Raw genomic sequence first — 21,448 nt, forward strand, 5'->3', positions numbered from 1 at the left:
AAGGGTGCAAGCCGTTTTTCGTATCATAGGTTAAACAGAGTAACTGCCGTCTAGTTGTTCGAGTAAATCAAGGGCTTCAGCGCGAACCTTTGAATTCGTTCCGAAGTACGCATTGACGACACGAGAAGCGGCAAAACCATCCTCCATCGGACCGTACGTCGCACGGAACGTATCGAGTTGTGCTTGATACATTTTCGTTAGACGCGGAATGTCTGATAGGGCGTGAAGCAATGCTTCTTCCGTCTCTAAGATTGGTCCCGGAAGGTCATTGTAGTAATCCAGGTAAAAGCCGCGTAACGTATCCCGATAAAGATCGAGGTCATAGGCATAGAACATCATCGGACGATTCATGTTCGCGAAGTCGAAGAACACAGAAGAATAGTCTGTGATCAGCAAATCGGTGATCGAGTACAGTTCTTGAATATCTGGATACGCCGTCACGTCGATGAATTGTTCCCGGTGCTGCGCTGGAATCTTCGGCTTTTTCGTGATGAGCACGTGCGTCCGAATCAAGAAGACATACTCCTCGCCTAGCGCTTCTGCGACCCGGTCGAAATCAAACGGATAGTCGAAGTAGAACTTTCCTTTACCGAGCGACTGATGGTCACGGAACGTCGGTGCATACAAGATGACCTTCTTGTCTTCCGGCAGTTGAAGTTGCGTCCGAATCCGTTCGATCGTCGCCTCATTATTCGCCGTAAAGAAGAGATCGTTTCGCGGATAACCAGATTCGACGACAGGACCGCTATATTGGAACGCATTTCTAAAGATGTTCGTCGCGTAAGGGCTCGGAGACAAGAGGACGCTCCATTGTTTGATCGCGTTCGTTACGCGCTCGACGTAGCCTTCGTCCCGTCCATGGATCTCATCTAAGTCAAACAACATCTTCTTTAAAGGTGTACCGTGCCACGTCTGGATGTACGTCGTCTCTTCCCGTCGCGTCATGTAATGCGGGAAATTCTGATTGTTGACCCAGAATTTCGCTGTCGCCATGTAATAGAAGTAGGCAGGAGATAAGCGTTTGACAACTTTTGCATTTGGATCACCGAGATAGAGCTTTTTGTTGTAGATCCAGACGACTTTATAGCCAAGCGCTTGTTGCTTCAGTTCCTCGTAAATGTAACGCGGACTGTCCGCATAATGTTTCCCGAGTCCGCTCTCGAAGACGACGAGTTTCGGATCGACCGGTAAGACGCGTTGCATGAGTCGATATCCTGCCTTCATCGTCGGGAAGTAGAACCGGCTTCGGCGATAGATCTTAAAGAGGATGTTCGCCGCTTCGTTCGTCTGGATCTTTTCAACGAGGCTCGTCTGTTTCGTGTAGTTCGTGATCGTTTGATAGACCTGATCGGAATAGGTCGTATCCGTTTTCGTCAAGAAGACGTCAGCCCGTCGTTTGTATTTGTCATCCATCTCAAAATCACGGCGTGCCGTTGCGTCAAGATCCTCGAACAGGTCATCAATCGTTTTTGAGATTCGACCTGGTAATTCGTTCTCGAGATCGAGATACGAACCGAGTGGACCGATGAAGCGTTTCGGATCGAACTGGAGATAGTGAACCGGTCGTTTCAAGAAACTGAAGTCAAAAGCGACACTGGAGTAGTCGGTGACGAGCAACAGGCTCTCTTTTAACAACCCTTGAACATCACGTTCGCCTTGGTGGATGACCGTGATCGGTAAGTTCTCGAAGTGACTTGAATATTGTTGCATGTTCGGATGCAGGCAAAGAACGATCTCGAGACGATGCTGTTTCGCATACGCGTGCAAACGATCACTTGATAAGAACGCTTGATACTGCTGATAGTATTCCGATTCGAAGAACTGGAGTGGCGTCTGTAGCCACGACCGCCACGTCGGAATGACGAGCATCTGACGTTTGACCGATACGTCGTCGTTCAAGAGTGCATCAAAGCGAGACAAACCAGTAATTTTGACCTCTCGATCGGCATATCCCATATCCTGCGTGACGAGTCGTTTTTCTCGCTCCGAGCTGACAAGGAACAAATCCGTGTCGAAGGCGGCGGCAAATTTCCCGTACTGATCATTCATCTTCTTCGTTCCGAGAACCCCGTGTTGGATGAAGACACGATCCGCGCGCATCTTTCGTTTGAACGGCTCTGAGCGAAGCGGGTACAAGTACTCGGCGTGATGTGTCCCGATGACCTTCTTCGCCATCAAAGAGTGATAAATGTGTTCCTTCGATTTGATCGGCAAGACGTTTCCAAGCGGAGCGACTTGCGCATATTCGTTTGATGTCGGATCGATGACGTAATAGATCGGTCGCTCCGGATAGCTCTCGCGCATGTATTTGAAGAAATGATAGCCATTGTCCTGCGCTTTATACGGACGTTCTCCGACAAGCCATGTGTTCTTTTCAGCGAACAGCCGGTAGAGGGGAGCAAATGTCATCAAATGATTCAAATAAGCGTAATTTTCGTTCGTGAACTCCGTCATCTCAAACGATAGATTCCGGTGACCGACCGTATAGTACGGGATGATGTGCATCGTCGACGTCTCATCTTTCCCTAATGCTTCCGGTGTCAATTGACGTGTGATGTAGCGAGCGCGACCGAGACGTTGCAACTTTGGTTCCGACCGATGATAGAAATCGAGTGCGATGAAGGCATCGTAGACGCCTTCTTGCAATTGCGATGCTTGATAGAGTTGCGACCAGTTGATTGTCGCCGTGTAGTGATAACGATACAATCCGAATTTTTTCGCACTCGTCTCATTTTGATACAGCCAATCAATCGCGACCGGCACTTGAGCGCCACTCTCGCGGTGAACGAGGAGTAACCGTCCTGTCTTGATGAACGCATGGCGCGTGAAAGCTTTCCCGCTGATGACGGTCGTCGCTTTCGTCTCGTTGCGGACAGCATCGATTTGGATTTTAGGTTTGATTTGCGGTTCTTTATTCAGCAACAGACGCAGATTGCCTTTTAAATCCGTATACAAGTGGACGAATTCATTGAACGTCTCATCCATCAATGGCGCTAGAGGAGCCGTGATCTTCGTATCGACGAACCGTCCTAACAGGATTTCACGAGTGAAGGCGGACGCGTCAAGCGTAGCATGGCTCGGTAACCCGTCAGCTTCCCATTTCTGTAGTTGCTCCGGTGTGAGATGTTCGACTTTTTTCGTGAATTTAAGCCAAAGGGAAAACCGTCCGACCGGATAGGGTGAGTCTTGATCCGCTTCGACGGACTCGATCTCAGCAAGACCATCCTCCTCGACCGTCGGGATGTCTGGTTCTTCCTGCATGTGAGCAGCGTGCTGACTCAATTGCGCAACGAGCGTATGCGGCAGCTGAAACGTGAAGCGATGATCGTGCTGTTGGTTGGTCACTTCAAGGACCGTCTCTTGCAAGCGATCGCGGATGAGTAAGGACGTGATCGTCAATAACGGGTCATTCAATTGACCGGATAGCGTATAGTCTGTCGGCGAAGATTGAATCTGTAACGACTCTTTTAATGCCGATCGTTTGAGTTTCTTCTGTTTTTTCGGAAGTACGGTGTGCCCGAATTGGAGCGCCCGGAGAACAGATTTAAACAGCATTTAATCAAGGAACCTCCTACTAGATGATGTTTTATGAAAGCGTTATCTTCCATTAGCATTCTATCATAATCACCAGCTAAAACATCCCAATTTTTGAAAAACAATACTGACTTTGACGGATACACGAAAAAACCTCCTCACAGGGGAGGAGGTCGACGAACTATTCGTCGAGCTGGTTCAAAAGCGCGAGCCATCTTGTCGTAAACACATCATCCGAGAAACGATCAATCGAATGTAGCGCTGCTTCGCCGATTTGACGTCTGAGGGATGGTTGCTCCATCAAGCGAATCGCTGCGTCAGCAAAGGCTGACGAATCTCCAGGTGGAATGATAAAACCAGTCGTTCCATGCTCAATGATTTCACGGGGACCATAACAAACGTCGTAGGCAATGACCGGAACACCGTAGCCCATGCTTTCAAGAATCGCCATTCCGAACCCTTCGGATTGCGACGTAAAGATCGTTGCGACGGCACCATGATAAGCGTCTTGAATGTTCGTGACAAACCCTTTGAAACGGATCTGTTTCGTCAATGACAATTCCTTGATCAAAGCGTGGAGATCCTTTTCGAGCTGGTCGTTGTAACCAAAACCATAAAAGTCGAGGAAGGCGTTCGGATTATGGTCGACGATCTTCCGCATGACTCTGACACTCGCAGCGACATCCTTTTTGATTTGAATGCGCGAGACGACGATAAACCGATTCGGATCAGGTTCAGGAAGTGATGTGTAATCCGCTTCCGGCACCGCACCAACACCGTGTGGAATCGCATGGAACGTTTTCGAATGACCAAATTGATGGGTCATATGCGCTTGTTGCCGAGGTGTTGCCGTGATGACTCGATCCCATTCGTCGAGGCGACCAAATAACGTATCCCAGACACCACTGACCGTTGCTGTCTCGTTAAATGGTGCTACGAAGTGATTACTATGCCCGAAGGCAATCTTTTTAATATTCGGATGCTTGATGTCTAGGATGACCGCATCCAAGTTCTTTTTCGGAAGGTTGGCAAGACGATCCCGGTATTCAGAAGAAATCAATACCGCTTCATGTTGACTTAACACTTTGTTCAAGACGAACGTATTAAAGGTTGCTGGATCATTGAATTGTTTTTCCTGACCGGCTTCGAAATAAAACAGATGGCTCCAGTCTGTCGAGTTGATTTTATGCCAAATCGTCAAATAACACGTCCCGTCACTGTGGAAGAAGGAACGAGAGACCGGCTTGTTCGACGTAAACGAGTACTGGATCGTCTGAACCAACTGACCGTTAGCGAGATATTCTTCGCGGCGCAGGCGATGACGATTTTCTGAAAAATAATCGATGAAAGCGAGCTGATCATGAGCATCGAACCGGGCGTACTGGACGTATGTACCATTGTCGAACAACCGATAGGAATCCTTTTCCGCGCGACTCGCATCGAGGAATAACGTATACCGTTTTTTCCAGCGTGGAATCAGTTCTGCTTTTGAAGAGACGACGGATCGTTTGTCTGGCTGTCGACGGGCTAAATAATTGATGACGTTGACGACCTGAACGCGAGCGTCAAGCAACCGTGCTTCGACCATCTCTTGGCGTATCGTTTCAAGATTCGGTTGAATTCCTAACGTCACGAGTGTCACGTTTCGCTCCGGATCAGCGGCGACGATGGCGTTCGCTCGTTTGATGACTGCTTTTGATAAACCACCACGCTGGGCAGCTAACATGTTCAATGTAAAAAACAAATCTCGTTTCATAGGCATCTCCTTATATAGCGCTTACAATTTTTAAACGACGACATGAAATGCAGGTCACATTGGTGAACCTTGCCCATACTATAGCATAATTTGTTGGAATAATAAGGAACCTAGGGGCACGGAGATGTCCCTAGGCGTAACGTTAAGCTTCATTGACGGATTGAACGAATGATCGATTGGCTGTGATGTACGTATCCTGAGCCGTTTTCAAACGTGGTGTTCCTTTCGATGACAGGACGACCTTCTCAATTTGAAGTACCGTGTCGGGTGTATTTTTCGTCGGCAGTTCATTTTTAAAGTCACGATCGGCGTACTGTTTACATGTCTTCAAAATCCGGACCGTTTTCGGCGGTACTGTCAGATAGGTCTCGTCATCAATCGCAGGTGGGAGATGGACATATTTTTTGTTTGCCGTGACGTAAGCCCCATCAGCAGTGACGAGTCGTGGTGTGCCAGCAATCGTCAACTGAAGATCACTGATCGTCAGGAGTTGACCGACTTCAAGAGCCGTCTGCTTATGTTCGAACTCGAGGTCATCATACAAGAAGGCTTTCTCGAGTACGACAACTTGCGTTGGTGCTTCGACATGATACTTCGTCGCGTCGATTTTCTGTAACGGTGATTTTTGTTCCTCTGGACGAAATTCGGCTTTGAGTTGCTGATAATGCAAATGCATCCCGTCGACACTACTTGGTAACGTCATTCGCACGACGAACGGATGATAGTCGTCATGGATCAGCATCAATTGGAATGGATGTGAATGCCGTTCGAGTGCCTCTGTCGGAATGAACAGTTCGTTCCCTTTGACGCGGAACGGAACGTCGGTTTCCGTTGCTTCGTCGTTAGGCGCAATCAAGAGAACGTGATCGACTGAAGTTGTGTCGTCTTTGAGCAATTGCACGACTTCATAAAAGACGTCATCGACGAGTCGTGTGCCGGCGTACGTAGCGAAGAACGGCTCAAGGACAGGTCCGAGATGGTGTAACGATTCCGGCATCCGGTAATAGAGACGACCCTCCGATGTATAACGCGGTGCTTTATGTTTTTGGACAAGAAGCGTGATGAAGGCGACGAAGCTGTCGTAATCTTCTTGCTGAAGCAAGGCGTATTGTTTTTGGAAGATGTCATCGAAAATGAAATCCGCCGGATCTGCATTATGGCGTTCAAAGACGGCAATCATCTCGTGGAACAGGTCGAAAAAGGTCTGATGTTGTGGATGCTCAAGGAAACGCTTGTTGTTGAACAGTCGGGAGAGGAAGTCCATCTCGATCAAGCGACTCAAAGCATGCGTTTTAGCGACTGCTGGAATATCAAGTTCGAGCGTTTTTTCAAGCACCTGTAAATTGAAGGCCGTCTTTTCGAAAATACTTGTTTGCCCGACAAGCGAATCATTCATCGCGAATCGATTGACGTGATAGACCGGTGCCGGATTCATCGAAGCCGTTTGGCATTTTGAGATGGCTTCAAAGAAGAAGAGTTTATCTTCACCGAACTTCATCGGACTGAACCGGATGTTATGCTCGATCAAGACGGAGCGCTTTAGGATTTTTCCTGGAGGTCCAACTGCGCGGAACACTTTGTCGATTTCATACGGAACCAGCTGATTCGCTGTCGTAAACGATGCGAAGCGACCAACTTTTTGAATCGACGTGTCGGTATGTTTGATTGTTTGACCGAATGCGATATCGGCATCGTTCGAAGCGGCTTGTGCGACGAGTTGAGGGAATCCGACCGAATCAAGGCGATCATCAGCATCTAAGAAAGTGACGTATGTACCTGTCGCTTCTTCAATTCCGACGTTTCGCGGTTGTGCAGGACTGCCCGTATTTTCAGGGAGTTCGATGATGCGAATGAAATCCATCGTTTTGGCAGCCGTATGGAGAATCGATAACGATTCGTCCGTCGAACCGTCATCAACGAAAATCGCTTCGATTGTTGAGTAATAGAGCGTGAGTGCCTGAATTGACTCGATACAAGTCGATAAGTAAGCGGCTTTATTGTATACAGGAATGATGATTGATATGATTTTTTCCAATAGGAATTCCCACCTTAAACAAAATATTTAAAAAAATACCAACTGAACTGTACCACAAAACGGATGGCTGCATGAAAGAGAAGGGTAAGAAAACACGAAAAAGGTCGATGACTCCATTATAGAATAGAGTCATCGACCATTTAAACAAGTAACACAGTAGCCTTATAGGATTGGAATCATTTGATGCCAATGTTCTCAAGGTATTTTTTTTCAGAAGCATCAATTTTATTGTTGATTTGTTTCGTATATGTCTTTCGCACGTAAGTCGATCCGTCTTTTTGATAAATGGCTGTCTCTCGTCCAGATAATTGGTCGTAATAAATTTCAATGAGACCTTGATCCTCATAAACGATGACGCCCGTTTCACCGGTATTTCTCTTCAATTGTCGGTTGTCCTGTTGTTTCGTTAAGTATTGGTTTTCAGATTTAAAGACTTGGTTGATGGCTGCATCATATTTCTGTTTTGCTTTCTCACTCGTCGTATTTCCGTCTTGATCGTAATCACTGCATCCCGCTAGGCAGATTACCAGAAAGAGCAGTATCGATAAAAGTTTCACTTTCAAATGCGAACACCTCCGAAATACACTTTTTGTATTAACGATAGTGTACATCAAGGTAGTACTTCATATGTAGTGCACTTGAGAAAAAGGGAAGTGTTTCATGGTGATCACATTATAGTTCGATGGCATCGATGACGCCTTCAGGATACTCCCAGACGTTTCCTTCAATGGGCCATTGATGATGGCAGTTCGGACAAGCGACTTCCGAGGAGAAATCATACTGAATTTCGATACCTAAGCGGCGTTCTTCGTACGATACACTATGTAAATCTTCAATCAGAATCTCATCCTTGAATTTCTCACGGCAGCGCGGACACTTAAATTTCGAATAATGACTGATGACCGTATCCATTTGATCCAACTCCTAAATAAAGAATAAGTACCGTATTCAGTATAATGATAACGCTTACATAAAAACACGTTAATTTTGAATTGTAATCAAATTGGAATATATCGACTGAATTGGATTTTGATTTATGGTAGCTCTGCCTGTATGAATAAACAAAGAGGGCGCGCTTTTTCGCAAAAAAATAAAAATTCCCATAAATGGTTATAGATTTTATAATGAAGTAGAGAAATTAATTTTAAGAAAACAACTATTGATAAGACACTATAAATTTCATCGATTTATTACGTAAAGGATCGTGTGACAATATGCAACTCATCAAACCAATTAACGGTCAGAATCATTTTTGGCTGTTCGAAAAGGATGGACGGACACTCCACACGTTTCACGGCATCATGGGAGAGCGGTTAGAAGAACCAATGAGCGAGCAGAAGTTCTCGCGCTTTTTTAATCTGGATGCTTATATTCGAGAGCTCGTAGCTGAGAAAGAACAAGACGGATACACCGTTGTTCAAGAAGCGGATTACCACGAAGTTGTCGTCGAGATCTTTTGTCAGGATAAGGAATATGATCTTATTAGTGAACATCGTTCGAACATTGAAGAAGACCTCAACGGATTTCTTTTTCAAATCGGAAACGGTTATTTTGTTGAGGATGATTATGGTCCAGAGACGATCGAATTCGTCCTTCATGTCTTGGAACCGTCTTATATCGTCGAACCCGTCATTGATTATTTTAAGGAACAGTTTAATGTGAAGAAAATCCGAATGGGGCAGGCAAAGGTTCATTATGGCAGACGCTTGACTGGGCTCTATCCGGCAGGAAAAAATTTTAACCGGAAAAATTGAGCAATGACGACACAGGTAGGAGGGACAGGATGAACGAGCTGACAATCTTTGAACAAGGCTTTCAGACAAAATATATTCAGCGAAAGCTTCGGATATATGAAATTAATGTGCTTAGTCAACTGCAAACTATCTACGAAATCATGTGTTTTGACCATACAGTAGGTGTCTTTACGAGTGAATTGACGGAAAAAGTACTGTATGAAACGCTAGTTCGCTACAATCATTTTCCTTTGTATATCACGACTAATTTTGATGAGAAGATGGAAGATGAGATGGATCTCTTAGAGCGTTTAAAATCGCGACCATTCGTGTGCTGCGAACATCCGCGGTACGAAGGCGATCAGCGACGCACCAGCTTTTACTGTTGTATCGAAGTGTTGAATGCGAACGATTTACGTTTCGTCTTAAAAGAGTCTTTCTTTCGGTCTGCTTATAGTGAAACGTACCTTATCACGTTCGCTCGATCCGCGTTTGAGTTGAAAACTTCTGGAAAATGGATCTTTAAAGAAGCGAAATACACGCATGTAATTGATGCACGTGATGGACTACCGTTTCTCCTTCCTTCGCATGATGCGCTCGGTTTCATGTGGTTTTCGAATGGAGATGCTTTTCAAACCGTCGATCAGCTAAAAGTGGTTTTACCAACGGAGTATCAGATTGATCATGTACTAAATACTTTCGAATAATTGAATTTAAGATAAAAGGAGTCATATAGAATGACATATCAGAGTGGATTACCTGGTGTCACGGAAGAAAGACTAAAAGAGGTAGAGGCAGTACTCGGCTTCGAGCTTCCTAAAGAACTACGAAACCGATACAAACGTGAAAACAAGTTCAGCGTCGGCGAATGGGAGTTTCATCCGATCAAGGACGAGCAGTATATCAAGCGGACATGGGACGACCTCGTTCGTTTCAATGCGGAGGATGCAGAAGATTATCCAGAAGGGTTCTTGCGGATTGCGGCGGACGGAACAGGTGACGAACTCGGATATCAGTTACCGGACACAGAGACGATCGTCTTGTGGGACCACGAGGAACAAGAGTTATTTCCGATAGCACCGACGTTGAAGGCGTTCATTGAAAAGGAACAACAAATGGAGCAGAGTGCGGAACAAGCAGAACTCTTCGTACAAACGGTTATTGAGACAGGAACTGTCTATGGTTTATCAAAGTTTGAACAGTCGGGCTGGGCATATTGTCCGTCGAATCAAGAGGAGACAGACGTACTGTTATTCTTTTCGACAAAAGAAGCCGCAAAGTCATTGCAAACGAAGGAATGGGCGAACTATCACTTGATTCGTTTGGAGCTAGATTTATTCATGGATGGCTGGTTACCGAACATGAGTGACGACGGACTGTATTGTGGCTTGAACTGGGGACCAGAGCTCGTCGGACTCGAGCTTGACCCGGAAGATGTCTTAGCCGATTTAGAAGGTTAATAGGATTTTGGCGTTTTGAAACAAGTCGATGGAATGTCAGATGTGTGGCTTATCTATCGCCATGGACAAAAACTGTAGAAGATTAACTTAATGGATTAAGGATGATAAAAAATGATCGTCACACTCAGTAAACAAGTAGATGGCATCACCTATTTTTGGTTCATGTACCGCGATGGACGGACAATTCAGATGTATCACGGTGTCACCGAGCAATGGAAACTCGATCAAGATGTCAACGATTCAATCGAAGAACGGTATACATTTCGGCGTCAAGCAAAACGACGACTGAGAGAATTAGTTGCAGAGAAACAGGCGGAAGGATATAGACAAGATGATATTTACGGGATGCAACCCGGACGAAAGGAACGCGAGAAGTTTCGGAGACGGACGTCATGGCTCGCTTATCTTCTTATGGGGCTCGGTCTGTTCCAGTTCGTGACTCCGTTCACTATTTTGCCAATCGTCGTATTAAGTATTGGTATCATTCTGATGTTCTTAGCATTCCTCAGTAAAAATCAGTTACCGCTATGGTTACGTGTCATCTGTTTCATCGATTACTTCTTGATGCATATCAGTTTTCGACAAGTGCAGTATATTCCACATCTATTTCCGATTCTATCGATTGGAACAGGGATGTTGTTATGGTTATATCTTTTCAAAAAACAACATATCAAATTGAACGCATCGTCTGAATAAAAGTGAAGGATAATATAAATGGATCTAAGGAGTTATAAACCATGAAAAAACTAGGTGAATTTACAAGTCAGGAAGGCAATCTAATCGTCTCGGACCCGGCTTTCCTTGAGCCAGATATAGAATACAACGTGACGATTCCGGTTGAACAAGGTTCGATTTGGACGGTCTTCTATGACGAAGACGAGTTCGAATCAATCAATCTGCTTTACCTGACGGTGAACGAAAAAATGAAGATGGATCCACCCGATTTCGAGCCGTTATCCGATCTAGTCGTTGTCGATTCAGCGCAGCTCGTCGTTATGAACATAGCGGATTACGGAAGACGGGAAGCCATCGACTGGGAGATTCGAAATACGTTGGAGTTCGACGAAGAAATCGACCCGTTCTATATCGCGATTTCAGACAAAATGATGGAAGACGAGATCTTTCTGTTTCCGTTCGGTGTCGCCGTTCAGTTGATGGGGGACGGACACTATGAAGTCCTCGTCCGACGAGAAGACGGGAACGTGACAGGTATCGCGATCGTCCTCGGAGAACATGACGATTTTGAAGAGCACGATGACGGGGAAGAAATATCGCTGGAAGACGTCGACGTACCACGACTGAATCATCAGAACACTGCTTTGCCTGACGATGCCTTTCTTACGAGTATCCTTCAGGCGATGCGATTATTTTATGTGAACGATCAAAAATCCTTGAAGTACAGTATTCCGATCGAAGGTCAGAAGGTGGAGCACAAACTGTATTTGTATGATTATTCATCCTCCATTCAAAACTATCAAGTGGCAGTGGAGAGTTCCTGTCCAGAAGCGCGTATTCAAGCGTTTGAGACCAATCATTTCACGATTCCAGATTGGTATAAAGAGATTTTACGGGTTTGTAACGGTGTAAGTATTGCCGAAGAGTTGAACTTATATGGTATTCCGCTGACGAGCTGGAACGGGTTATCGCATGAGATCCAAGGCAATCTCTCCGTCAGTCTCGAGGAATACGCGTTAACCGAGTTCGATGCGATCCGTGACAAGTATTTCTTTTTTGGATCGTCGTTTAGACAGGATGAATACTATGCGGTATTGAAAGAGCGACCAGAAGAAGCCGTCTATTGTTTTGACTACCGGACACTTAAACTCAAACGCCAAGCGACGACTTTCCAAGATATCGTCCGTGATGCATGGCGCGCTTGTAACCTTAAAGCACTACATAAAAGAATGTGAGGATGATCTCATGAAAATAATCTATTCTCGTGAAGACTTACTCGCACTCGAAGATCCTTTTGAATATGATGTGGGATTACCGATCAGGATCAGAGAACTTCCGGCTTCTGTCATCGAAGAGGAGATTTCGGATAGCCGAGAACAATTGGATCGTCTTCTGAAAGATGGCTATACCTTGGTCATTCAGAAACCACGAATTCCGAACCCTCCCGTATTCTCGGAGTTACCCTTGATAGCAGAGAATACGATCATGAAATTGTATACCTACGAGGCGAATCATTGTAAGGATGCGTTATGGGAGGCACTGTCCGAGAATGAATACGATCGGCACTGGGCTTATTTTTTATTGAAAAAAGTCGAAGGTGTCAGATTCGAATTGCCTTACACGCAACCATCACAACAATCACTCAGACTCACTCACCTTGGTACGAATCAACTCGTGTATCTACAGTTTGAAACGTATCAAAGCGTATCGTGTCAGTGGGAGTGAATAAAGAAAAGAGTGACGAAACTGAAAATATAATGAGTCTAAGGAGAAGCCATATGATACAGCTGACAAAACAAAACGGCTCAGATATGCTCTACCAAACGATTTATACGGAAGGACGCACCATTGTGCAGCATCAAGGGATCGTTGGAGCGTGGGTGAAAGCAGAAGACGTAAAACAGATGCGCGTTTCTCGCTTCAAACGATTAGGTGTACAGATTTTGCAGCTGGTTGAGGAGTTAGAACGGCAAGGTTACCGCGAGCTGAACGAGACCGATTATACCGGACTGGTTGTTCAGTTTTCTTATGAGAAAGGTCAGGAAGAAGCAGCACTCGAGCGACGTCACATGATGGAAGAAGTAATCAATGATAGTTTGCTTCATATGGGGAACGGATACTGCGAAGGAGGAGATATTGGTAGTGGTACGACAAATATCTTTTACTATGTCCTTGATGTCGAAGCAGCCGTCGCACTGATCTTTGAAGAAATGAAAGCACGCGATGTACAAGACGAACCAAAAATTGCAGTACAAGAAGGAGAAGTGTACACCGTTCTCTATCCTGAAGGAGCGACGTTTGATTTGATTGGTGAGGGGAAACCGTGGAGCTGGATTCCGATGACGCAAGCGGAGGACGAAAAGGTGTGGCACGTCATCGATCAACAATTTCAATTCTCGCCTAGTACGACGGTTTTTCCATCCTTCCATGCCCCAAGTCCGTTCATTACATACGAAGTGGATTATGAGAAACGAGAAGAGATCGAGCGGGAGCTAAAACGTATTCTGACTGAGCTGACCGTTGACGGAGAACGCGTTATGGCACTCGATTGGAATCATCAAGGATACTGGATTGACCCAAGACGTCCGTTTCTTCGAAATGAAGAAGGAGACTGGATGATTCCAGCCGTTCCAGATGGCGACTATTCCTTTTTCATCGCTCGCGATTTCCGATGGGGTTACCTCGGTCATCCGTGGGAGGGTAGTATCACTATGTTTGGAGAAGATATGATTTCTGCGTTCCAAGGGACAGACATTTTTATGAATGAAATCCGAAGAGGGTGATTGAGGTGAAATTGACCTTTCAACAAAACGAATGGATTGATGTGTTCCGAGAACTGCTGCCACGCGACGATTGGCAAAACCTCGTCCGTCTTCAAGTAAATCAGCATACGTATCCGTTTGAAGTAAAGTTATTAGAACGACCACTCAAGCAAAATCCAAACATCGGCGATTTTTCGGATTGGACGGTCCAGTCCCATTTCATCATGACCGATGCTTCACAGCTTGAAAGATTTCTCGAACATCTTGTCATCGAACAGCGGGAAATGGCGACTGAAGCAGAACTGACACTCATCGTCCAAAAACAAGGACAAGGCATCGTCCGGGTCACGAACGATTGTGTATCGATGTATAGAGTTGCATATGAGGAGCTTGATGAATCAGGTACAGAATATGAGAACTTTTTCGATGCGGTCTTACCAAACGCAGCGTTTCCGGTCGAGGTCGTCTTTTGTGGTCGGGATGTTCTAGATAATGCTGATTCGATTCACGTGATGACATTGCACGATACCAATTGGCAAACGGTATTTGAAGAACATTTATTGCATTTGCTGAATCGAAGAGAAGTGACGATAGGGAAATCTTCGCATTCCTCAGAACAAACGCTGGAGGACTTCATGTCTGAATTCTCGTTATTGATGGCGTATAACTTCATCGTGACGCGCGATGCAACGGGTCGATTTGGCATGCTCGATCACTTTTGTACGAATGGTAAGATTGCGCATTTTGGAAAGATCAGTGTAGTAGATAAATGATCGTAAACGCGTAAGGAAGAAAAAATGCTAGTCAACAGCGGCGTTGCTTTAGATGATTTAATCTTGTACTTAGACGATGTCTGCGATAGCATGTACTTTTGCAACCATCATTTCGTAATAAAATTCACTCGACAGGAGGAGTTGCCTGAAATTTTTATGAAGGATAGTTCATAAATCATATGGAATTGAAAGCTATAAATCATTTAAAAACTGATGCTGAAATGAATGCAAAAACTCTTGAATCGTATCTCTTCAAATCTTTTAAGTTTAGAAAAATCTATGCATAAAGCAGAAACAACCTTTGATTCTCATAAGTGTTATTTATATAAACGCACTTTGTTTTTAAAATCTTAATGAAAATAAATCTATATAGTCCTTTTGTAAGAATAATACTTTGAAATCATTTAAATACTGAGGAACATACCATTATCTATAAGGTGATGTACAACTTACTTACGACGATCGAGGGATGGTTGGGAAGGAGTAAAAAAATGAAAAATGAAGTTACAACGATTCTCTTCGAGTATCTGTCGGGAGAAGGTGACGTATCAAATGAGGAAGCTATCGCTATACAAGAAGCAGAGAAATACTTTTATGAGAATTTAATTGTTAATAGCAACTTGGTATTAGCGGATGGGAACAGATTAATAAATAGACGAAAACGATTATGGGGAGTCCTCAAAAAGAAAGGATATGAAGAACTTCCTCATGGACTACAAGTAGACCTTCGATGGAATCGGGAAGAAGAGCAGGTTGTTGTTCGTATTGTACTTCAGTGTCGCTATGGAACAGGAACAAAAAAACGTTATCCTTCGGATGAAGATTTAATCCGGCATAGTCGGCTTTTAAGCATGCCTTATCTTAATGAGAATGGATTCCATTATGAATCACAGTCGGAAATTGAAAGGCCGGGTACGTTAAAAAAACAAGTTGAACATGAGCCAAATAAGAACATAGAGTTAGTGTTTACGCATACTGTGAACAACCGCGAAGAGAATCAAGTCAAAGATTTAACTAATATTCTACGTGAAGCGATTGATCAAATGATTCTAAGATACGAATCGATTTTAGAGGCTGCCCCTGCATTCACTAAGGAGCAAGCACCAGCTATAGTTGACAATGTTAAAGGAGGGGTAATAATGCATCCTAAGAATATGATTTTACAAGGTCCACCAGGAACGGGCAAAACCTATCATACGGTCTTATACGCCGTCGCCATCATTGAAGGAAAGTCTATCGATGAAATTCAGAAGGATGGATACCCGGAAGTGAAGAGAAGATACGCAAAATATCGAGACGAGAACCGAATCGCCTTTACGACATTCCATCAATCATATGGATATGAAGAGTTTATTGAAGGCATCAAACCCGTCGTAGCAGCGGATCAGAACGAGATTGGATTTAACATCGAGTCTGGTATTTTTAAGGAGTTTTGCGACCTTTCTGCTACCGGACGACGATTTGGTGGGTATGATGTTTCAATTGATAGTGAGGCGCGTATTTGGAAAGTTTCTCTTGGAGGATCAGGAGATCATCCTCTCAAGAAAGTTTGCTTTGAAAAAGATATCATGCGGATCGGGTGGGATCAATATGGAGAAGAACCATTTAATAGTACGGTTTCCATGAATCCTTCTGAACGAAGTGTTTTAACATATTTTTACGAAACGATGAAAATAGGCGATATTGTTCTATCATTGAAAGATGAACGACATATTGATGGTATTGGAATCATTGATGGGGAAGTCGAGTGGTTAGAAGAGGAAGACCACTACAAACGTAGCCGGAAAGTGAACTGGCTTGCTAAACATATCTCACTTGATATACATGAAATGAATATGCGGAAAAATTTGACACGGAAGACCGTGTATCCATTAGATCGTTTGTCTGTCTCGCAAGTCGAACGCATGCTTGAAATTGAATACGGTATCTCGAATGTAAACGTTCAAAGCGAAAAACCGTATGTATTCATCATCGATGAAATTAACCGTGGGAATATTTCGAAAATCCTAGGAGAGTTGATTACGCTCATTGAACCGTCAAAACGCCTTGGAGAAATGGAAGAGACGCTTGTTAAGCTCCCATACTCCAAAAAGGAGTTTGGTGTTCCGAGTAACATCTATATTATTGGGACAATGAATACGGCTGACCGTTCTATTGCGTTAATGGATACTGCGTTGCGGAGACGCTTCCAGTTTATCGAAATGGCTCCTGATTCGCGTCTGCTTCGAGGTGTTTCTATCGAAGGTGTACATTTAGAATATGTCCTCGATATTATGAATCGGCGGATTGCAGCACTATATGATCGAGATCATATGATCGGTCATGCCTACTTCTCGTCACTGTCATCAAGTGACGATATAAGTGCATTGCAGCAAATCTTTTTAAAATCAATTATTCCTTTATTGCAAGAGTACTTCTTTGATAATGTTGAAAAAATAAACGCTATATTCGGAAATGATAGGACTTATCCAATTCTCATTCAAGATGTGCCAGCCTTTGGGTTGTTTGACTCCTCAATTGATCCAAATGATTTAGAGACGAGCTATCGTATCAATCATGCCATTCTTACTCAACCGGAGACATATCAAGCGATTTATGGAAATCGATATGCAAACGTATGACGTTATTGAGGTAATGGAATATGAAGACATCACGTGTACAGGACCACGTCGTAATGTCGATAAAAAAACCTTTAAGGAACTAGAAAGTCTCATGCTCGAACTATCGGAAGAAGGATGGGATGGGTTAGATTTCTTGACGCTTTCCTTAAGAAAAGGTGTCGGAAAGGTGATTCGCGCGAGGAATTATGTTGGTGTCTTACAGATGCCAAGCGGCAGACAACTTCAAATCCTTCCAAAAATTGATGCAACAAACGCAGATGCTCGCACAGCGATGCTTAAAATGCTGAAAACATTACGTACATTCCCGAGTAAATCCTTTGATGCAACGGAACTCGGTACCTCGAAAATGACAATGTTTGAAGTCTATATAATTCTTTTTCTTCGTGAAGTATCTAGGGTAGTGAAGCGAGGATTGAAGTCTGACTATCGGACGAAAGAAGAAAATGTACGCTTCTATAAAGGTAAGATGAATTTTGCGCGTCAGCTTACCATCAACCATGTCCATAAAGAACGATTTTATGTTGCGTTTGATGAATACAGCATCGATTGTCCAGAGAATCGAATTCTTAAAAAAGCATTGATAAAGGCTATGCTGATAGCATTAGATCCAAGGAATCGTCACGAGGCACGTCGTCTCTTACATTATTTTGATGGTGTTACGGAGAGTCATGCGCTTGATCAAGAGTTCGCGAGTGTTATTAAAAATCGAAAGACTAGATATTATACGAATTCCTTAGAATGGTCGCGACTCTTACTAAATGACTTCAATATTTCAAATATGGTGGGCCATACGCGGACTCAGTCTCTCCTTTTTTCAATGAATCAGTTGTTTGAAAGTTACGTCGGAAGACTCATCGAACGTCATACTGGAGAAGGCTGGGAAGTATCACTTAAGAAACCAGCAAAGTATCTATTCGATAGCGGATCGTTTAGACTCATTCCAGACATCGTTATGAAGTATGTATGTCCTGTCGATAAAGTAACAAAGACACGAATCATTGATATGAAATGGAAGCTTCTTAATCCTAAGGTAAATAATTTGGGGATTTCACAATCCGATATGTATCAGATGTTTGCATATGCTAAGAAGTACGTGAGTGAACAAGTAATTGTCATATATCCACTCGTTGAGAACTTCGCTGTGGATCAGAGGATATTCCGCTACACGAGTGAAGATATCACAGTGTACATTTATCTATTAGATTGTGTACATGGAGAGGAAGATTTGCTGCGCTTCCTAGAAGATCCAGAGCGTCAGGTATAATACGTCTTGTATCGCTATCCATGATTAGACCCTATAAAATTGATGTGGTCAGGTTCATAGGATATTCAATCGAGTCATGAATTATGAAGAGAAAAAGAATATCTAGGATTAGTTAACGGTGTTATTACCGCATCTTGTATGCATCAAACTATGGTAATCCTAAAGCAGAGGATTTTGATTATCATTTCATATTAGATGTTGGGTATGAGTATACTCCGTTCAGCGCTTGTTTTGCTATTAAAGAACCTGACCATGGTGCAAATAATAAAGATAATCGTTGGTATGAATGGAACACTTGCAATGATTATCTGACGATGATTCGTGCTAATTGCAATAGCCGTTAAAATTAAATTGATGATGAACTGAAATGGAGTGCACCAATCATGAATTCTAATAAAAATCCAGAAGTGATATTGATAGTACTACTAATCATATCTGGTTTTCTATTTTATTTTGGAAATAAGATGACTGCTGCTCCTGGAAGTAGCAGTGGGAATGGTAATCTAGCGATTCTTTCTATGATTGCACTTGTTTTCATTATTCCTATTTTTATTTATTTCATAATGATTACTTTAAAAAATCTAAGATTAAAATTAGGTTTTTTAGTAACTATGATAATTCTATCTTTGTCGTATGTGATCGTTGGATTCTTGTATCAATCAAATGAGTATTCAAGATACAAGAACTTGGTTAAAGAGATAGTATTAGCTGAAGGCGTGACTAAAGATTTGGATTATATAGATAGCATAACCAGTGGTATTTTTTCTCCTTTTATGAATTCACAGTTCTTCAATTTGAATACGTATGTCATGTTTGTCTGTTTTTTGATTTTTGTAAGTAGCATGATTATTTTATATTTAAAAAAAGAAGGACACGGCGACCACGGCATTTAAACAATGGTTTTGATCGATGGTAAAACCTTAAGACTCAATCTCTGAAGGCTAGGGATTGAGTCTTTCATTTTGATGGACGAATGAGTGTATTCTAAAAATCGTCTATCAAAAACTTACAACGATTCTTTAGTCTAGCTAAATTATCGTCTTCTTAAAAAGTCATGTGAAACTCCATCAAATGACTTAATGATGTTTGGATAGAAAAAAGCGTATACATATTTCTATATGAATTGAACCCCGAATGATAGACACTTGAAAAAATGTATCATTCGGGGTTCAGTTCATTCATATATTTTAGTCATCTTATTTATAGATATCACGACGATGCCCTATCTCAAGGATCAAAATCACGACTTTCTCATCCTGGATGTCAGCAATCAGACGATAGTCGCCGATGCGATAACGCCATTCGCCAGAGCGATTCGAGACGAGTCCTTTCCCATGACGACGCGGATCATCCGTCCCGACAAGGTTTTTCTTGATCCAGGACATGATGATCCGCGCTTGTTGTGGGTCCATCTTTTTGAGAGACTTTTGAGCTCCGCGCTCGAACTCTACATTATAAGCTGTCATTCTAAATCAAGTTCCTTCATCATGTCGTCGAAAGATATCGCTTCTGATTTTTTACGGTGTGCTGCCATGGAATCATGATAGAGTTGTAAATCGATTTCGTCTTCGATACGGTCGAGGACGGCATCGCGAACAAGTGTAGAAATCGTGATGTTCTTTGCCTTCGCATATTCCTTGATGAGTCGTGTATCCTGATCATCCAGACGGACAGAAATGGTGCTCATGAATATCATCTCCTTTGTAATACATTGTAATACAAAGTGAGGTTTTAGTACATAGGATTGGGCTATAATCCTGAATAATGATTCTTTGAAGAGCTGAAATTCAAATTGTAAATATTCTAGGTAAGTGCGATTCAATCTAAAAAATATGAAAGTAGATCATAAACTCTTCTACTTTTCGTTAAAAAATCTTCATGGATACCTGTCACTCCGTTTTGCGCCCAGTTTCCTGGGGGCATTTCTCGAATAAGAATCAATATTTTATCTCCCGGTGCATGGGTGAAAAGTGAAAGATCTTCCGTTAACTTGTTCACCCAAGCATCTTTTGTTTCTTGATGGAACGTATCCCACACATCAATTGTCAAGATAGCCATTGAAGCGACAGGAGAGGCGTCTGTTCCATAAGAAACTCGTGTCTGCCAATTCGTTATGCGACTATCAAAAGAAAAGGTCGGGTCGGATGCCATGGCACCTGCCTTTCCAAAGTTTTCTGGTTCTTGTTCGTGAATCAAGATTTGAATCTTGTCAGGAATCATGTTCAATGTCTCGACCGTAGTATTCGTCAGTTGATGGATGAGTTGTCGTTTCGTATCACGTGACATCGCAGGCCAAGTATTTAGAGAAAGTAATGGCATCAGAATACCTCTTGTTCTTTTAGGTATGTGCGCATCGAATTTACTACGAGCTCATGGTCTTCTTCAGGAGTTAGACCTGAAACGGTGATCATTCCGACAATCAGTCCTCCATCCAGTGTGATCGGGAAAGAACCGCCGAAAGCAGCAAAGCTTGAGTCTAGTCGATGTTCCTCGTTATACGTCACCTCACTACGTGCAGCCCATAATTGCATGAAGTAAGAACTGTGGAGATGGTAGTCGACGACTCGTTTTTTTCGTTCGATCCATTCGCTGTTGATACGGGTCGTACCTGGCATTTTATAATGGAACATCGAGATACCATTGACTGTGATATCAACGGCGATGGATACATTGTTTTTCTGTGCTTCTTTAATCAAAGTCAATCCTAACGGAAAGATATCATCATGTGTGAATCGGTTAAATCGTAAAGTATGTTCTTCCTGGTGGGTCTGTTGTATCAAATCTTCAATAGACATCGGTAAGCTCCTTTTAAGATGGGTTAGAGTATCCATTTTG

20 protein-coding genes are annotated in these 21,448 nt (G+C 43.2%); 11 read left to right on the forward strand and 9 right to left on the reverse strand.

The window, feature by feature from the left end:
- Window positions 1–30: 30 nt before the first annotated feature.
- The 5 genes from K6T22_RS07035 to K6T22_RS07055 all read right to left on the reverse strand — a co-directional run bounded on the left by K6T22_RS07035 (window position 31) and on the right by K6T22_RS07055 (window position 8,237).
- A complete protein-coding gene (locus K6T22_RS07035) occupies window positions 31–3,555 on the reverse strand; it encodes a CDP-glycerol glycerophosphotransferase family protein (protein ID WP_238239660.1) in 3,525 nt (1,174 codons plus the stop codon).
- Window positions 3,556–3,715: 160 nt separating this feature from the next.
- Window positions 3,716–5,290, reverse strand: coding sequence for a glycosyltransferase (locus tag K6T22_RS07040; RefSeq protein ID WP_238239661.1), 1,575 nt, complete (start codon window positions 5,288–5,290; stop codon window positions 3,716–3,718).
- Between the two features lie 142 nt (window positions 5,291–5,432).
- Window positions 5,433–7,325, reverse strand: a complete 1,893-nt coding sequence (locus K6T22_RS07045) for a glycosyltransferase family 2 protein (RefSeq protein WP_238239662.1) — start codon at window positions 7,323–7,325, stop codon at window positions 5,433–5,435.
- A gap of 176 nt (window positions 7,326–7,501) precedes the next feature.
- On the reverse strand, window positions 7,502–7,888 hold the full coding sequence (locus tag K6T22_RS07050; RefSeq protein ID WP_238239663.1) for a hypothetical protein: 387 nt from the start codon (window positions 7,886–7,888) through the stop codon (window positions 7,502–7,504).
- Window positions 7,889–7,997: 109 nt separating this feature from the next.
- Window positions 7,998–8,237, reverse strand: a complete 240-nt coding sequence (locus K6T22_RS07055; RefSeq protein ID WP_238239664.1) for a hypothetical protein — start codon at window positions 8,235–8,237, stop codon at window positions 7,998–8,000.
- A gap of 302 nt (window positions 8,238–8,539) precedes the next feature.
- Here K6T22_RS07055 and K6T22_RS07060 point away from each other — a divergent pair, with 302 nt between their 5' ends.
- The 11 genes from K6T22_RS07060 to K6T22_RS07110 all read left to right on the forward strand — a co-directional run bounded on the left by K6T22_RS07060 (window position 8,540) and on the right by K6T22_RS07110 (window position 19,506).
- Window positions 8,540–9,079 (forward strand): hypothetical protein, encoded by a 540-nt coding sequence (locus tag K6T22_RS07060; RefSeq protein WP_238239666.1) that lies wholly within the window; start codon window positions 8,540–8,542, stop codon window positions 9,077–9,079.
- A 29-nt stretch (window positions 9,080–9,108) separates the two neighbouring features.
- Complete coding sequence (locus K6T22_RS07065; RefSeq protein ID WP_238239668.1) at window positions 9,109–9,765, forward strand: hypothetical protein; 657 nt, start codon at window positions 9,109–9,111, stop codon at window positions 9,763–9,765.
- A 30-nt stretch (window positions 9,766–9,795) separates the two neighbouring features.
- Window positions 9,796–10,518: a DUF2750 domain-containing protein gene (locus tag K6T22_RS07070; RefSeq protein WP_238239669.1), complete on the forward strand. Its 723-nt coding sequence runs from the start codon at window positions 9,796–9,798 to the stop codon at window positions 10,516–10,518.
- 111 nt (window positions 10,519–10,629) lie between these two features.
- Entirely contained in the window at window positions 10,630–11,214 is a 585-nt protein-coding gene (locus K6T22_RS07075) for a hypothetical protein (protein WP_238239671.1), read from the forward strand.
- Between the two features lie 41 nt (window positions 11,215–11,255).
- Window positions 11,256–12,428 (forward strand): SMI1/KNR4 family protein, encoded by a 1,173-nt coding sequence (locus K6T22_RS07080; protein WP_238239672.1) that lies wholly within the window; start codon window positions 11,256–11,258, stop codon window positions 12,426–12,428.
- Window positions 12,429–12,438: 10 nt separating this feature from the next.
- On the forward strand, window positions 12,439–12,918 hold the full coding sequence (locus tag K6T22_RS07085; protein WP_238239673.1) for a hypothetical protein: 480 nt from the start codon (window positions 12,439–12,441) through the stop codon (window positions 12,916–12,918).
- Between the two features lie 53 nt (window positions 12,919–12,971).
- Window positions 12,972–13,976: a DUF2716 domain-containing protein gene (locus tag K6T22_RS07090; protein WP_238239674.1), complete on the forward strand. Its 1,005-nt coding sequence runs from the start codon at window positions 12,972–12,974 to the stop codon at window positions 13,974–13,976.
- A 5-nt stretch (window positions 13,977–13,981) separates the two neighbouring features.
- The gene (locus K6T22_RS07095; protein ID WP_238239675.1) at window positions 13,982–14,728 is read left to right on the forward strand and encodes a hypothetical protein; all 747 of its coding nucleotides are present in this window, start codon (window positions 13,982–13,984) and stop codon (window positions 14,726–14,728) included.
- 491 nt (window positions 14,729–15,219) lie between these two features.
- Window positions 15,220–17,349 (forward strand): AAA family ATPase, encoded by a 2,130-nt coding sequence (locus K6T22_RS07100; protein WP_238239676.1) that lies wholly within the window; start codon window positions 15,220–15,222, stop codon window positions 17,347–17,349.
- Window positions 17,336–18,613: an McrC family protein gene (locus K6T22_RS07105; protein WP_238239677.1), complete on the forward strand. Its 1,278-nt coding sequence runs from the start codon at window positions 17,336–17,338 to the stop codon at window positions 18,611–18,613. Before K6T22_RS07100 ends, K6T22_RS07105 begins: the two co-directional genes overlap by 14 nt.
- Window positions 18,614–18,996: 383 nt before the next feature.
- Window positions 18,997–19,506, forward strand: coding sequence for a hypothetical protein (locus K6T22_RS07110; protein WP_238239678.1), 510 nt, complete (start codon window positions 18,997–18,999; stop codon window positions 19,504–19,506).
- A 303-nt stretch (window positions 19,507–19,809) separates the two neighbouring features.
- Here K6T22_RS07110 and K6T22_RS07115 read toward each other — a convergent pair whose 3' ends face one another.
- The 4 genes from K6T22_RS07115 to K6T22_RS07130 all read right to left on the reverse strand — a co-directional run bounded on the left by K6T22_RS07115 (window position 19,810) and on the right by K6T22_RS07130 (window position 21,408).
- The gene (locus K6T22_RS07115; protein ID WP_035408288.1) at window positions 19,810–20,079 is read right to left on the reverse strand and encodes a type II toxin-antitoxin system RelE family toxin; all 270 of its coding nucleotides are present in this window, start codon (window positions 20,077–20,079) and stop codon (window positions 19,810–19,812) included.
- Window positions 20,076–20,300: a type II toxin-antitoxin system RelB family antitoxin gene (gene relB / locus K6T22_RS07120; RefSeq protein WP_026829710.1), complete on the reverse strand. Its 225-nt coding sequence runs from the start codon at window positions 20,298–20,300 to the stop codon at window positions 20,076–20,078. The genes K6T22_RS07115 and relB overlap by 4 nt, the downstream gene beginning before the upstream one ends.
- A 131-nt stretch (window positions 20,301–20,431) precedes the next feature.
- Entirely contained in the window at window positions 20,432–20,932 is a 501-nt protein-coding gene (locus K6T22_RS07125; protein ID WP_238239679.1) for a tautomerase family protein, read from the reverse strand.
- The gene (locus tag K6T22_RS07130; protein ID WP_238239680.1) at window positions 20,932–21,408 is read right to left on the reverse strand and encodes a heme-degrading domain-containing protein; all 477 of its coding nucleotides are present in this window, start codon (window positions 21,406–21,408) and stop codon (window positions 20,932–20,934) included. Before K6T22_RS07130 ends, K6T22_RS07125 begins: the two co-directional genes overlap by 1 nt.
- Window positions 21,409–21,448 lie beyond the last annotated feature (40 nt).

This window comes from Exiguobacterium acetylicum, assembly GCF_022170825.1.
In the GTDB taxonomy this organism is placed as follows: domain Bacteria; phylum Bacillota; class Bacilli; order Exiguobacteriales; family Exiguobacteriaceae; genus Exiguobacterium_A; species Exiguobacterium_A acetylicum_B.